Source organism: Rhodobacter calidifons, assembly GCF_011174775.1.
Classification (GTDB): domain Bacteria; phylum Pseudomonadota; class Alphaproteobacteria; order Rhodobacterales; family Rhodobacteraceae; genus Tabrizicola; species Tabrizicola calidifons.
In genome coordinates, this window is record NZ_JAANHS010000008.1 from 39030 (window position 1) to 53229 (window position 14200).

At 66.2% G+C, this 14200-nt stretch carries 12 protein-coding genes; 5 read left to right on the forward strand and 7 right to left on the reverse strand.

The annotated features are described in order from the left end of the window. Window positions 1-34: 34 nt before the first annotated feature. Complete coding sequence (locus tag G8O29_RS11815) at window positions 35-1042, forward strand: ABC transporter permease (RefSeq protein ID WP_166403452.1); 1008 nt, start codon at window positions 35-37, stop codon at window positions 1040-1042. Next, on the forward strand, window positions 1035-1946 hold the full coding sequence (locus G8O29_RS11820) for an ABC transporter permease (protein ID WP_166403453.1): 912 nt from the start codon (window positions 1035-1037) through the stop codon (window positions 1944-1946). The genes G8O29_RS11815 and G8O29_RS11820 overlap by 8 nt, the downstream gene beginning before the upstream one ends. A 64-nt stretch (window positions 1947-2010) precedes the next feature. Here the strand turns inward: G8O29_RS11820 and G8O29_RS11825 are convergent, their stop codons facing one another. The 6 genes from G8O29_RS11825 to recA form a co-directional block, all read right to left on the reverse strand. Continuing rightward, window positions 2011-3291 carry a DUF3422 family protein gene (locus G8O29_RS11825; protein WP_166403454.1) on the reverse strand — a complete coding sequence of 427 codons (1281 nt, stop codon included), beginning with the start codon at window positions 3289-3291 and terminating at the stop codon, window positions 2011-2013. A gap of 183 nt (window positions 3292-3474) precedes the next feature. After that, a complete protein-coding gene (locus G8O29_RS11830) occupies window positions 3475-4269 on the reverse strand; it encodes a class II glutamine amidotransferase (protein ID WP_166403455.1) in 795 nt (264 codons plus the stop codon). Between the two features lie 111 nt (window positions 4270-4380). Beyond that, a complete protein-coding gene (locus G8O29_RS11835; RefSeq protein WP_166403456.1) occupies window positions 4381-4671 on the reverse strand; it encodes a DUF1330 domain-containing protein in 291 nt (96 codons plus the stop codon). Between the two features lie 3 nt (window positions 4672-4674). Beyond that, entirely contained in the window at window positions 4675-7329 is a 2655-nt protein-coding gene (alaS, locus tag G8O29_RS11840) for an alanine--tRNA ligase (RefSeq protein ID WP_166403457.1), read from the reverse strand. A 102-nt stretch (window positions 7330-7431) separates the two neighbouring features. Then, window positions 7432-7950, reverse strand: coding sequence for an MOSC domain-containing protein (locus G8O29_RS11845; protein ID WP_166403544.1), 519 nt, complete (start codon window positions 7948-7950; stop codon window positions 7432-7434). Window positions 7951-7976: 26 nt separating this feature from the next. Beyond that, complete coding sequence (gene recA, locus G8O29_RS11850; protein WP_166403458.1) at window positions 7977-9047, reverse strand: recombinase RecA; 1071 nt, start codon at window positions 9045-9047, stop codon at window positions 7977-7979. Between the two features lie 205 nt (window positions 9048-9252). Here recA and G8O29_RS11855 point away from each other — a divergent pair, with 205 nt between their 5' ends. Both G8O29_RS11855 and G8O29_RS11860 read left to right on the forward strand, forming a co-directional pair. Beyond that, the gene (locus tag G8O29_RS11855; protein WP_166403459.1) at window positions 9253-9843 is read left to right on the forward strand and encodes a sulfotransferase family protein; all 591 of its coding nucleotides are present in this window, start codon (window positions 9253-9255) and stop codon (window positions 9841-9843) included. A 108-nt stretch (window positions 9844-9951) separates the two neighbouring features. Next, window positions 9952-10521, forward strand: coding sequence for a lipid-binding SYLF domain-containing protein (locus G8O29_RS11860; protein WP_437440807.1), 570 nt, complete (start codon window positions 9952-9954; stop codon window positions 10519-10521). Between the two features lie 213 nt (window positions 10522-10734). Here G8O29_RS11860 and G8O29_RS11865 read toward each other — a convergent pair whose 3' ends face one another. After that, window positions 10735-11598 carry an NAD(P)-dependent oxidoreductase gene (locus G8O29_RS11865; protein WP_166403460.1) on the reverse strand — a complete coding sequence of 288 codons (864 nt, stop codon included), beginning with the start codon at window positions 11596-11598 and terminating at the stop codon, window positions 10735-10737. Between the two features lie 93 nt (window positions 11599-11691). On the opposite strand from G8O29_RS11865, the gene G8O29_RS11870 reads away from it, so the two are divergent. After that, complete coding sequence (locus tag G8O29_RS11870) at window positions 11692-14154, forward strand: penicillin acylase family protein (RefSeq protein ID WP_166403461.1); 2463 nt, start codon at window positions 11692-11694, stop codon at window positions 14152-14154. The last annotated feature ends 46 nt before the right edge of the window (window positions 14155-14200 follow it).

A 14200-nucleotide genomic window follows, 5' to 3' on the forward strand; every position in this document is an offset into this window, starting at 1 on the left:
GCAGCTTCGTTCGCCCCCCCCGGACTCCAGCCGCATGCTCACCTTCACGCTTCGCAGGCTTCTCCTGGCCATACCCACCCTGCTGGTGATCAGCCTGGTGATCTTCCTGCTTGTGGATCTGGCCCCCGGTTCGCCGATGTCCGAGATCCCGTTGACCGTACCGCCCGACGTGCGCCAGAAGATGATCGAGGCGCTCGGGGCCGACCAGCCGGTCTTCGTGCGCTATTTCCTCTGGCTGCGCCAGTTCTTCTGGGTCGAGCCCGCCTATGTCATCGACCACTGGTTCGGCACCAGCCTCGCCGCAGGCGAGCAGCGCATCCTGTCCTGGCAGTCGCGCAGCCCCGTCTTCACCATCATCGGCCAGCGCCTGCCGCAGACCCTGACCGTCATCGGCACCGCCTATCTCGTCGGTATCCTGATCGCGCTGCCGATCGGCATCTACTCGGCCTATCGCCAGTATTCGCTGTTCGACCAGGGCGGGACCCTGTTCGCGATGATCGGCTTCTCGGTCCCGACCTTCTTCTCGGGCACGCTGTTCATCATCATCTTCGCGGTCTGGCTTGGCTGGTTTCCCACCAAGTACGACACGCAGCTGGTGGTCAACGACTGGGAAAGCTTCGTCAAGCAGGTCAAGCAGATGGCCCTGCCGGTGATGACGCTGGGCCTGGCCAATGCGGCCGCGATCAGCCGCTACATGCGCTCGTCAATGCTGGACAACATGACGATGGACTATGTGCGCACCGCCCGCGCCAAGGGCATGAGCGAACGCACGGTCGTCCTGAAGCATGTGCTGCGCAATTCGCTGATCCCTGTCGTGACGGTGATCGCGCTGGGCATCCCCTCGATCTTCGGCGGCGCGATCATCACCGAGAACCTCTTCGGCGTGAACGGCATCGGCGCGGCGCTGATCGGGGCGATCCGCGCCAGCGATCTGCCCATGGTCCAGACGCTGGCCTTCATCTTCGCGGTGCTGATCGTGCTGTTCAACCTGATCGCCGACATCCTCTACGGCCTTCTTGATCCCCGGATCCGCTATGACTGACGCCAGCAGCACCCCGCCGAAACCGGCCAGTCAGCTGCGCGACATCTGGAGCCAGTTCAGCACCCACAAGGGCGCCCTGTTCGGGCTGATCGTGCTGGGAAGCCTGATCCTGGCCGTCCTGATCGGCCCCTATCTCTGGGTGCCCGAGAAGCTGACCGTGGCCGAGGCGATCAAGCTGAAGAACCAGGGACCAAGCCTGCGCTTCCCGCTTGGCACCGACCAGCTTGGACGCGACATGCTGTACCGGATGCTGCTGGCGGGCCGCGTCTCGCTGGCGGTGGGCCTGGTCGCGATGACGATCGCCATCGTCTTCGGCACCTTCATCGGCATCCTGGCCGGCTATTTCCGCCGCCTCGACAGTCCGCTGATGCGGCTGACCGACATGTTCCTGGCGCTACCGCTGATCCCGCTTCTTCTTGTCATGGTCATGCTGTTCCGTGACCGCATCGCCGGGATGATCGGCCCCGAACTCGGCGCCTTCACCCTGATCGTCTTTGCCATCGGCATCACCTCCTGGATGGCCACCGCCCGGATCGTCCGCGGCGAGGTGCTGACGCTGAAGGAACGCGAATATGTGCTGGCCGCCCGCTCTATTGGGGCGCGGCCGAACCGTATCATCCTGCGCCACATCCTGCCGAACGTGGTCTCACCCGTGATGGTCGCGGCAACCCTCGGCGTGGCCGAGGCGATCATCACCGAAAGCGTGCTCAGCTTTCTCGGGCTGGGCTTTCCGCCCGACTTCCCCACCTGGGGCCGACTCTTGTTCGACGGGCTGCAATACATGCAGGTCTACCCGGAACGGGTGATCTGGCCCGGACTTGCCATTTCGTTGACCGTGCTGTCGGTGAATTACATCGGCGACGGCCTGCGCGACGCGCTGGACCCCCGCATCCGCGGGCGGTGACGCGCGTCGCCGCCTTCGGCGCTCTTCGCTGCGACGAGAAGCCGAAGGCGCACGAGGAGCAATGTCAGTGCAGGGTCTTGCGGATCCGCCGCACCATCAGCCAGACCGCCAGGACCACCACGGGCACCAGACCGGCCAATAGCACCCCATGGCTGATGTGCAGGGCATGGGCCGCGGGCTCCAGCAGATAGGCGGCCAGGTTCACCGCGTAATAGCTGATCGCCACGGTCGACAGCCCCTCGACCGTCCGTTGCAGCCGCAGTTGCAGATCGGCGCGCTGGTCCATGCTTTCGAGGAGCTTCTGGTTCTGCGCGGAACGTTCCACGTCAACCCGGGTCCGCAACAGCTCTGCCGCGCGCTCCGCCCGCTCGGCCATGGCGGCCAGCCGGTTCTCGGCCGATTTCACCGTCCGCATCGCCGGTTCATAGCGGCGCATCATGAACTCGGCAAAGGTCTGGCGTCCCTCGATTTGCTGCTCGCGCAGAACCTGAATCCGCTGGTTGACGATCGCCTCATAGGCCGCCGTCGCCCCGAAGCGGAACGAGAACTGCACCGCAAGGCTCTCCAGTTCGGCCGCGATGGACAACAGATCATGCAGCGCCGCCTCGGGCGCCGGTTCGGCATTTTCCAGGCCCGAGACCAGCGCCGAAAGCTTCGGGTCCAGCGCATTCAGCCGTCCCGAAAGGTCGCGCGACCGCATCAGCCCCAGCATCGACATCGCCCGGTAGGTCTCGATCTCGCACAGCCGCTGCACGATCCGTCCCACCCTTCGCGGCCCCATCCCCGGCGCCACGAAGACGGCAAAGCGCATATGGCCGCCGGGATCGATCCGGAAATCGCCCGCCACCACGGCGGCCCCTTCCACGACCTGGCTGACCGCCAGGCTTTCGGGCACGAACCACTCATCCAGCCTGCGCAGAAGCTCGTCCTGGCTCGACGGCATCTGCTCTACCCGTATCAGCACCGACGTCAGCCGCTTGCCCGGGGCGGCGGCAAGCCAGTCTTCGGGCAGGACTTCGGCCTCGGCCGGGTCGAAGGGTCGGGCCGACAAACCCTTGGTAAAGGCAGTATAGGTCACGAATTCGGTATGGCTTTCCCATTTCAGTTCGGCGCGGCCAATCGGCCCATGGAAATGCGTCGCACCAGGCTGGGGATGGGCAGAGCCGTACCGGTCCAGCAGCGCCAGCAGATGCGCACGGTCGCGGTCCCGGTCGCGGTTATGGGCCTGGACGGGTTCCTTGATCGCCAGATAGACGGCCGTCGATGGCACTTCCAGCGACGGGAAGGGCCGCGCATGCAGCTCGTTCACTGTGGCATAGCGCAGAGGATGGTCGATAATCGGCATCTTTCGAGGTCCGGCGCAAAAGGGATCGCTTCGCGCATACCGAGATTTTCCTTGGAACTCCATGGTTTTATCGGCATGCCGCCGCATACCGGTGCGACCGGGCCGAATATGCCCGATTTCCGGGCCGACCAGCCGACGGACTGCCCGATCCGCCCTCTGCCGGAAATTGGGCGCGGCTTCGTGTCAGGCCGCTGCCGCCAGCCGGCAGGGCATGAATTCCTCCACCCGCGCGGCTTCGCCGTCGAAGGTGCAGAAGCTGTAGGGGGGCACCTCTTCCCAGCCCCCCTCCTCGGCTTCCAGCGGCTCGGACACCACGGCCCGGCCCCGACGGCTGTCGGACCAGCGATGATACAGCGAAGGGGCGGCGGCATCTGTGGCATAGCGGACAGCATAGAGGCGCTGGCCGTCCGACAAGGCCGCGGTCATGCGAAGATGCGGGGCTGCGCCCTTGTCGCGCGCCAGACGGATGAACCGCGCCGCCGCACGTTCAAGCGCACCCCTGGGATCATCCTCCAGCCCTTCGGCAAGGGCGACGAGAAACAGAGCCTCGCTGTCGGTGGCGCCCTTGCGGTACGGGTAGAGATCCTCGGGGATCATCATGTCGGCATCCCGGCGGAACGCCTCGTATCCCCCGACCTGGCCGTTGTGCATGAAGCTCCACCGGCCGTGGGTGAAAGGGTGGCAGTTGTTGCGGCTGGTCGCCGTGCCCGTCGAGGCGCGGACATGGGCGAGAAACAGGTGCGACTGGACCTGCGCGGTCAGGCTTTTCAGGTTCGGGTCGGACCAGGCAGGCAGGACGTCGCGGAAAAGGCCCGGTTCCGGCCTGGCGCCATACCAGGCGATCCCGAACCCGTCGGCGTTGATCGCGGTATGGCATTGCGTCGCGCAGTGCGACTGGTGGATCAGCGAATGACCGGGGCGGCTGACGATCTCCTCCAGGAAGATCGGTGCGCCGGTATAGGCGGCCCAGCGGCACATCTAGCCCGTCCCCGTGATGGACTGGATCATCTGCTCATGCCTTCTTTTGCACGAAACCTAGCAGAAATCCGCAGAGTCGGGAGTGAAAATCCAATCAATTCAAGGAAAACCCTACTCGATCTCCTCGACGACCATCAGGTCGCGCACGCTTGCGCCCTTCGCATGGGCAAGGGCTGCCTGATAGGCGGGAGAGTTGTAGCACTCCACCGCCTTTTCGAGGCTCGGGAAGCGGGCCACCACGTTGCGCGGGCGGCCGTTGCCTTCCAGTTGCACATAGCGGCCGCCGCGCGCGAGGAAGACGCCGCCATGGGCCGCGATGGCCTCGGTCGCGCCCTTGGCATACTTCGCGTAGGCCTCGGCGTCGGTGACGTGGACATGGGCGATCCAGAGGGCGGTCGGCACGGTCTACGCCTCCATCGCGGCTTCGGCCGCCTGGATCGCTGCCTCGGCCCGGCCGATGTCTGCGCCCCCGGCCTGGGCAAGGTCGGGACGGCCACCGCCGCCCTTGCCGCCCATCGCCTCGGCCGCGGCCTTGACCAGCGTGACGGCCGAAAGCCTCCCGGTCAGGTCCTGCGTGACACCTGCGGCAACGGCAGGCTTCGCGCCGGTGTCGGCGATGAGGAGGACAGCCCCCGACCCGAGCCGGGCCTTCATCTCGTCGATCAGCGCCGGAAGATCCTTGCCCGAAACGCCGGACAAGACTTGAGCAATGAACTTCACCCCGTTGATTTCCCTGGCCTCCGGGCCAGCGGCCTTGCCGCCCATCGCCAGTTCCCGGCGCAGTTGCGCGACCTCGTTCGCCAATGCCTTGCGCTCCTCGAACAGCGCGCGGATTCGCTCGGCCAGTTCGGCCGGCGGGGCCTTTATGATCGCCGCGATGTCGTTCAGCCGCGCGTCCTGCTGACGCAGGTGGTCCAGCGCCGCCTGCCCGGTCAGCGCCTCGATCCGGCGGACACCCGCGCTGGAGGCGCTTTCCGACAGGATCACCATGGCGCCGATGTCGCCCGTGCGGCTGACATGTGTGCCACCGCACAGCTCGATGCTGTAGGTCTTGCCATCGCTGCCCTTGCCCGAGCCTTCGAGCACCCCCATCGAGACGACGCGGACTTCCTCGCCGTATTTCTCGCCGAACAGCGCCTGCGCCCCGATGGCGCGGGCGTCGTCGGGGGTCATGATCCGGGTCTCGACGGGCGCGTTCTGGCGGATGAAGGCGTTCACTTCGGCTTCGATCGCATGAAGGTCATCCGGGGCGATGGCCGCGGAATGGCTGAAGTCAAAGCGCAGACGGTCGGCCGCGTTCAGCGAACCGCGTTGCGCGACATGCTCGCCCAATTTCCGCCGCAGCGCCTCGTGCAGCAGGTGCGTCGCCGAATGGTTGGCGCGGATCGCCGCGCGGCGGGCATGCGCCACCTCCAGCTTCGCAGGTTGTCCCTTGATGACCGTGCCTTCCATGACCTTTGCGATGTGAATGAAGACCCCTGCGGCCTTTTTCACATCGGTCACTTCGGCAAGACCGGTCTGGGTGCGGATCAGGCCCGCATCCCCCACCTGACCGCCGCTTTCGGCATAGAACGGGGTCTGGTTCACCACGACCTGCACGGTCTGGCCCGTCTCGGCCTGCCCCACGACAGACCCGTCGCGGACCAACGCGGTGATGACGCCCTCGGCGGTCTCGGTGTCATAGCCGAGGAACTCGGTGACCCCGTGCTCCTCTGCCAGATCGAACCAGATCTTCGCGTCGCCCGCAGCGCCGGTGCCCGACCAGGCCGCCCGCGCCTTGGCCTTCTGTTCCGCCATCGCTGCGTCGAAGCCCTGAACGTCCACCTCGCGCCCCTTCTCGCGCAGCGCATCCTGCGTCAGATCCAGCGGGAAGCCGTAGGTGTCATAGAGCTTGAACGCCGCGGCGCCCGGCAGCGCGGCGCCTTCGGGAAGGCCCGCAAGCTCGTCGTCCAGAAGCCGCAACCCACGGTCGAGCGTCTGCTTGAATTTCGTCTCCTCCGTCCGCAGCGTCTCTTCGATCAGCGCCTGCGCCCGCGACAACTCCGGATAGGCCCCGCCCATCTGCCGCACCAGCGCAGGCACCAGGCGGTGCATCACCGGGTCCTGCGCACCCAGCATATGGGCATGGCGCATCGCGCGCCGCATGATCCGGCGCAGCACATAGCCGCGCCCCTCGTTCGAGGGCATCACGCCATCGGCGATCAGGAACGAGGTCGAGCGCAGGTGGTCGGCGATCACCCGGTGGTGGATTTTCCCCGGCCCGTCAGGGTCTTGCGAGGTGACATTCGCGCTGGCCTCGATCAGGCTGCGCATGAGGTCGGTGTCATAGTTGTCGTGCTTACCCTGCAAGAGCGCCCCGATCCGCTCCAGCCCCATGCCGGTGTCGATCGACTGCATCTCCAACGGAACCAGCCGCCCGTCGGCGAACTGTTCGTTCTGCATGAAGACGTTGTTCCAGATCTCGATGAAGCGGTCGCCGTCTTCCTCTGCACTGCCCGGAGGCCCGCCCCAGATGTGCGGGCCATGGTCGTAAAAGATCTCGGTGCAGGGGCCGCAGGGTCCGGTGGGGCCCATCCGCCAGAAGTTGTCGTCGGAGGCGATGCGGATGATCCGGTCGTCCGAAAGGCCCGAGACCTTCTTCCAGATCGCCGCCGCCTCGTCGTCCGTGTGGTAGACCGTGACCAGCAGCTTGTCCCTGGACAGACCGAAGTCCCTGGTCAGAAGCTCCCAGGCAAAGGCGATGGCCTGGTCCTTGAAATAGTCGCCGAAGCTGAAATTCCCCAGCATTTCGAAGAAGGTATGGTGCCGCGCGGTATAGCCCACGTTGTCAAGATCGTTGTGCTTGCCGCCCGCACGGACGCATTTCTGCGCGGTGGTGGCGCGCTTGTAGTCCCGCGTCTCGACCCCGGTGAACAGGTTCTTGAACTGCACCATGCCAGAGTTGGTGAACATCAGCGTCGGGTCGTTCCGCGGCACCAGGGGGCTTGACTCCACCACCCGGTGATCGTTGCGGCGGAAGAAGTCGAGGAAAGTGGAGCGGATGTCGTTCAGCGAGGGCATGTCGGGGCGGTCCTTGGGAAGGATGCGGAAATTCGGTCCCCCATGTAGCCCCCCGTGCGGGGCCTGTCCACAGGCGGGACTTCGCGCGGGGAAAAAAGCCGTCTAGCGCAGCACTTCCACCGCGTCGCCGTTGCGGATCACGCCGTCCTGTTCGATCGAGCAAAGAACACCGCGCAGGCGCAGCTCGGGGTGGGCGCGCACCCAATCGAAGGCGGCCGCGCCGTGGCGGACCTTCCACTTGGCACAGGCGTCGTTCCAGACCTCCGACACCCGAAGGACCGCCGTGCCGACCGACAGATGGGTTCCGGCCGGCAAGTTCGCCTCGGTCATGTCAAGGTCGCAGACAAAGGTGTCGCCGGGATGGACGACGTTTGCCCGGTCGCGCCAGATCAGGTCCAGCACCCGGCGCGGCAGGATCGAGACCTGGATACCGCGGTGGCCGGCGCCGTCGGGCAGTTTCAGCCACGGCGCCTTGCCCCACCGTTCGCCGGGGATGCCTTGCGCTTTCGTCACAGCAATCGCCTCGACAAAGCGGCGCTGGCCATAGTCGGGACGGAGGCACAGGTACTCGACCGCGCTGCCGGTCTTGGGGGCCGAAAGCACCCCCGGCAGCGCAGCCATCAGCTCGTCATGGGTGACCGGGCCGGTCACTCGTCCAGCACATCGCCCGAATCCTCACCCGCCATGGTGAAGTCGAGCCCGTTGGCCGCGCGGATCTTGTCCTCGATCTCCAGCGCGACGGAAGGGTTCTGCTTGAGGAAGGCCTTGGCGTTTTCGCGCCCCTGGCCGATACGTTCGTCCTTAAACGAATACCAGGCGCCCGACTTTTCCACGACGCCGGCCTTCACGCCGATGTCCACCAGTTCGCCCATCTTCGAGATGCCTTCGCCATACATGATGTCGAATTCCACCTGCTTGAAGGGCGGGGCGACCTTGTTCTTCACCACCTTGACGCGGGTGGTGTTACCGACGACTTCTTCGCGGTCCTTGATCGCGCCGATCCGGCGGATATCCAGGCGGACCGAAGCGTAGAACTTCAGCGCATTGCCGCCGGTGGTGGTTTCGGGGTTGCCGAACATCACGCCGATCTTCTGGCGGATCTGGTTGATGAAGATCACCATGCAGTTCGACCGGCCGATCGAGGCCGTCAGCTTGCGCATCGCCTGGCTCATCAGGCGGGCCTGCGACCCCATCTGCATGTCGCCCATGTCGCCTTCGATTTCCGATTTCGGCACCAGGGCCGCGACCGAGTCGACGACCACCAGGCTGACCGCGCCCGAGCGCACCAGCGTATCCACGATCTCCAGCGCCTGTTCGCCGGTGTCGGGCTGCGAGATCAGAAGCTCGTCCAGATTCACGCCCAGCTTCTTGGCATATTGCGGGTCAAGCGCGTGTTCGGCATCGACGAAGGCGCAGACACCACCCTTCTTCTGCTCTTCCGCGACGACATGCAGGGTCAGCGTGGTCTTGCCCGAGGATTCCGGCCCGTAGATCTCGATGATCCGGCCCTTCGGCAAGCCGCCGATCCCCAGCGCGATGTCCAGACCCAGGGACCCGGTCGAGGTCGCCTCGATATCCATCGCCGGGCTGTCGGCGCCAAGCCGCATGATCGAGCCCTTGCCGAACTGCCGTTCGATCTGTGCCAGCGCCGACTCAAGCGCCTTCGACTTGTCCATGTCCCGTTTGCCCCCGAGGTCGAGAAGGTTCGCCACTGCCATGTCGTTCTCCTTATTTCACAGCCGCAACATGGCGGCAATCCACAGCCTTTGTTCCCCAAGTGTTCTTGCACTTATGCGCACAAACAGGGAACATTTCAACCTTAATCTCCTGATGGCAGTTTTTTACGGCTTTGGTTAAGGGAGTGTTGACGCAAGGCCGCGGCAACCTGGCGCGGCGCGTATAATTCTGGTGAATGAGGCGATCATGTTGGTCTTCTGGGAGCAAAGACTGGCGTTTCTGGCCACGCCGAAGACCGGCTCCACCGCGATTGCGGCGGCGCTCGAATCGCTGGCGGCGGTGTCGATCCAGCGTCCTCCGCTGTTGAAGCACACCACTGTCCATCGCTACCGCCGCTTCATCGGCCCCTTTCTCGAGGCCGCCTCCAAGGACACCTTCACTCTCGTCGCCCTGATGCGCGAGCCGACCGACTGGCTGGGATCGTGGTACCGTTTCCGCCAGCGGGAGGAGACGGATGCGGGAAAATCGACGCGGGACATGAGCTTTGACGACTTTGTCCGCGCCTGGTGTTCCGATCCGCGGCCCGATTTCGCGGATGTGGGCAGCCAGGCCAGATTTCTACGGCCCCGGCAGGGGGTCGGCGTGGACCGGCTGTTCCGCTATGAAGACATCGACAGCTTCGTCCGGTTCCTGGAAGAGCGGCTGGACTGCGAGATCACCCTGCCCCGCCTGAACGTCTCGCCCAGCGGTTCGACGCGGCTGTCGGTCGCAACGGCAGAGCTGCTGCGGCAGGTGGCCGCCGAGGATTTCGCCCTCTACGCCACGCTGTGCGGCTAGGCAGGCGGCCGCCGGCTCGTCGCAACGGGCATGACAGGCGGCCGGAAAGCGGTTAGGCTGCGCGGCAAGGGGCCTTGAGACCCCATGAGGCATGAGAGGGCGGATCAGATGACCGACACGAGGATGACGCGGCGCGGGTTGTTGCTTGGCGCGGGGGCCACTGTCGCGACCGGCGGGCTGGCAGGGTGCAACAACGGGGTCGGCTCGAACGGGGCCAGCCAGATCGAGGCGCGGGTTTCGGCGACGGAGAGCTTCCTGTTCGCGCAGTATCCCGGGACGCGCGACCTGGCTTCCCGCGCGGCGGGCGTGCTGTACATGCCGCTGATGACCGAGGTCGGCGCCGGCTTCGGCGGAGCGTTTGGACGGGGTGCGCTGCGGATCCAGGGGGTCACGGTGGACTACTATTCCGCCGCAAAGGGTTCGTTCGGCTTGCAGATCGGGGCGCAGCAATATGCCCATGCCCTGTTCTTCATGACCCCCGCCGCGCTGGAGAAGTTCCGCCGCTCCTCGGGCTGGGCGGTCAGCGGGGACATCCGCTATGCCAGCCCCGAGGAAGGCGCCTCGATCGGCAAGCAGACGACCGAGCTGGACGACGTGATCGCCCTGGTCTTCGGCCAGCAGGGCCTGATCGCGGGGGCCTCGCTGGCAGGCGTCAAGTATACCCGGATCATCCCCTGAGCCTGACCACGCGTGGACAGTCTTGCGCAGCCTTTGTCGTCAATGGGTTGCCTGCGGGCGTTCAGGAACGGTTAAGCTTTGCCGCTGGTCGGGAGGCGGGGCGATGCGCGCCGTCCGACCGGCCGCTTCCAATGATCTGCCGTTGGCCCCGTCGCGACGCATCTGCGCCTCCGGCGGGAGTATTTGGGACATGGGCAAGAGGGTGGCCAGGGGTTACCTGAGCCGCCGGATCAGGCTGGAGGTGTCGTTCCGCCCGCCGCCCATCAGCTGCACGTCCTTGTAGAACTGATCCACCAGCGCGGTGACCGGCAGACGCGCGCCGATCTCGTCGGCGGTGGCAAGGCAGATGCCCAGGTCCTTGCGCATACAGTCCACCGCAAAGCCGAAGTCGAATTCATCCCTAAGCATGGTCTTGTGGCGGTTGACCATCTGCCACGAACCCGCGGCACCCTGACTGATGACCTCGACCACCTTCTCGCCGTCCAGGCCCGCCTTCTGGCCGAAGGCAAGCGCCTCGGACAGGCCCTGCATCAGGCCCGCGATGCAGATCTGGTTCATCATCTTGGCCAGCTGCCCGGCCCCCAGATCGCCGATCCGGCGGCAGATCCGGGCGTAGGACGCCAGCACCGGCTCGGCCCGGGCATAATCCTCGGGCAGGCCGCCGCACATGATCGACAGCTGGCCGTTCTCGGCCCCCGCCTGCCCGCCCGAGACCGGCGCATCGACGAAGCCCAGCCCCAGCGCCGCGGCTTCGGCACCCAGCTTGCGGGTGATGGTGGCGGACACCGTCGTGTGATCGACGAAGAGCGCACCGGGCGACATGCCCGCGAAGGCACCGTCCGGGCCGCGGCAGACCTGGGCGAGGTCATCGTCATTGCCGACGCAGGCCATGACGAACTCGGCCCCCTCGGTCGCCGCGCGCGGAGTGGTGGCAAGGCGGCCCGGATGGCGGGCGACCCAGGCCTCGGCCCTGGCCGGCGAGCGGTTGTAGACCGTCACCTCATGCCCCTTCGCGGCCAGATGCCCCGCCATCGGGAAGCCCATGACCCCGAGACCCAGAAATGACACTTTCGCCATCGACGCCCCCCTGCGCATTGCCCTTGACCGGCGCTTGGACTAGGACCGATCCGCAGTCTTTCGTCAAGGACAGGTGCCCAGGAGCAGGCCCAGATGCTGACCGCCTTTCGCTGGCTGATCCGGATCGTCACCGGCCTGACCGTTCTTGGTTTGGTCGCGGCGCTTCTGGCCTATTACATCCTGTCGCGGTCGCTGATCGACTATGACGAGGATTTCACCCTGGCCGGGATCTCGGCCCCGGTCGAGGTGGTGCGCAACAACGACAGCGTGCCGCATATCTTCGGCCAGACCGACGAGGACGTGTTCTTCGCCCTTGGCTTTGCCCATGCCCAGGACCGGCTGTGGCAGATGACGATGCTGCGGCGCACGGCACAGGGACGGCTGTCGGAACTGTTCGGCCCGGCCACCGTCAAGGTGGACGAGCTGATGCGCCGCTATGACCTTTACGGGCTGGCGCTGCAATCGGTCGCGGCCCAGGACCCGGCCACGCGCCGCGCGCTGGAGGCCTATGCCGCGGGGGTCAATGCCTGGATCGGCGAGGTGAACAAGGGCGCGCGCGGCCGGGGGGCGCCGGAGTTCTTCCTGTTCGAGCCGGAGATTTCCGCCTGGGCCCCGGCGGATTCGATCGCGATCCTGAAGCTGATGGCGCTGCAACTGTCGGGCGCGCTGCAATCCGAGGTGCTGCGGGCGCGGGTCTCGCTGCTCTTGTCGGCCGACCGGCTGGCCGACATCCTGCCCGACGATCCCGGACAGGGGGTGGCCGCCCTGCCCGATTATGCCAGCCTGGTCCCTGGCGTGCAGCCGAGTTTCGCCCCGGTCGATTTCGCGCTTGGCCCCCTGTCGCCCGTCGCGGACCCAGGCATGGCGGGGGCCTCGAATGCCTGGGCGGCGATGCCGGGCCGGTCGGCGGCGGGGGGCAGTCTCCTGGCCAACGACCCGCATCTGGGTCTGACCGCGCCGACGATCTGGTACCTGGCGCGGCTGGAGTTGCAATCGGGCGGCGTGATCGGCGGCACGATTCCGGGGACGCCCCTGGTGCTGGTCGGCCGGTCCGAAGCCCTGGGCTGGGGGCTGACCACGGCCTATGTGGACGACCAGGACGTGGTGATCGAGGCGCTGAACCCGGAAAACCCCGAGGAATACCGCACCCCGGACGGCTGGGCCCGGTTCGAAAGCCGCCAGTCGATCATCAAGGTCAAGGGGGCCGATCCGGTGACGCTGACGCTGCGCTGGTCGCACAACGGGCCGATCCTGCCGGGCGGGCATTACGACCTTGGCTCGATCACGCCGGCGGGCCATGTGGCGGCGATCAGCTGGACGGCGCTGTCGGGGGCCGATACCTCGATCAGCGGCGCGATGGCGCTGATGAAGGCGCGGTCGATCCCCGAGGCCATGGAGGCGGGGCGGAAGGTCATCGCTCCGGCGCAGAACGTGATGCTGGCGGATGGGTCAGGCATCGCGATGCAGGTGATGGGGGCAATCCCGGCGCGCGACCCGGATCATCCGTCGAAGGGCAGGCTTCCGGCGCTGGGGTCGAACCCGGCGGTGGGGTTCAAGGGCATCCTGCCCTATGAGGAGAACCCGAGCTTCCGCGATCCCGCCTCGGGTCTTCTGGGCAACACCAACAACAAGACGGTGGACCGACCCTTTCCGAACCATGTCAGTTTCGACTGGGGCGACACGCAGCGCATCCAGCGCTGGCTGGCCCTGATGAAGGCGCGCGAGGTGCACACGCGGGAAAGCTTCATCGAGGCGCAGCTGGACACGGTGAACCCGACGGCGCGGGCGCTTCTGCCGCTGATCGGGGCGGATCTGTGGTTCACCGGCGAGGCGGCGCCCGAGGGCACGCCGGAGAGGCTGCGGCAGCGGGCGCTGATCCTGCTGGCGGAATGGAACGGCGAGATGAACGAGCATCTGCCCGAGCCGCTGATCGCCGAGGCCTGGCTGCGCGCGCTGCAAAAGCGGCTGATCCTGGACGAGCTTGGCGCGATGGCGGAGAGCTTCACCCATATCTCTCCGGTCTTCATCGAGCGGGTCTACCGCAATGTCGGCGGGGCGAGCGTGTGGTGCGACGTGATCCAGTCGGCGGCGGTGGAAAGCTGCACCGACATCGCGCGGATCGCGCTGGACGATGCGCTGGTGGAGCTGACGGAACGCTACGGACCCAACCTGGAAAGCTGGCGCTGGGGGGACGCGCACCAGGCGGTGCATGACCATCCGGTGCTGGGGGATGTGCCGTTCATCAAGTACTTCGTGAACATCCGGCAATCGACCAGCGGCGGGGACGATACGCTGATGCGGGGGGTGACGCGGGGCGAGGGGAAGGAGCCCTATCAGAACGTGCACTCGGCCGGCTATCGCGGGGTCTATGACTTTGCCGATCCCGACAGTTCGGTCTTCATCACCGCGACAGGCCAGTCCGGGCATCCGTTGAGCCGGCATTACGACGATCTGGGAGAGTTGTGGCGGCGGGGCGAATACATCCCGATGTCGCTGGATCCCGACCTTGCCCGCGCGGCGGCGGCGGGGGTGATGGTGCTTAAACCTGCGACGTAATCGCCCAGCCCGCGATGGACGCTTGACCGGAGGGAGAATCGATATT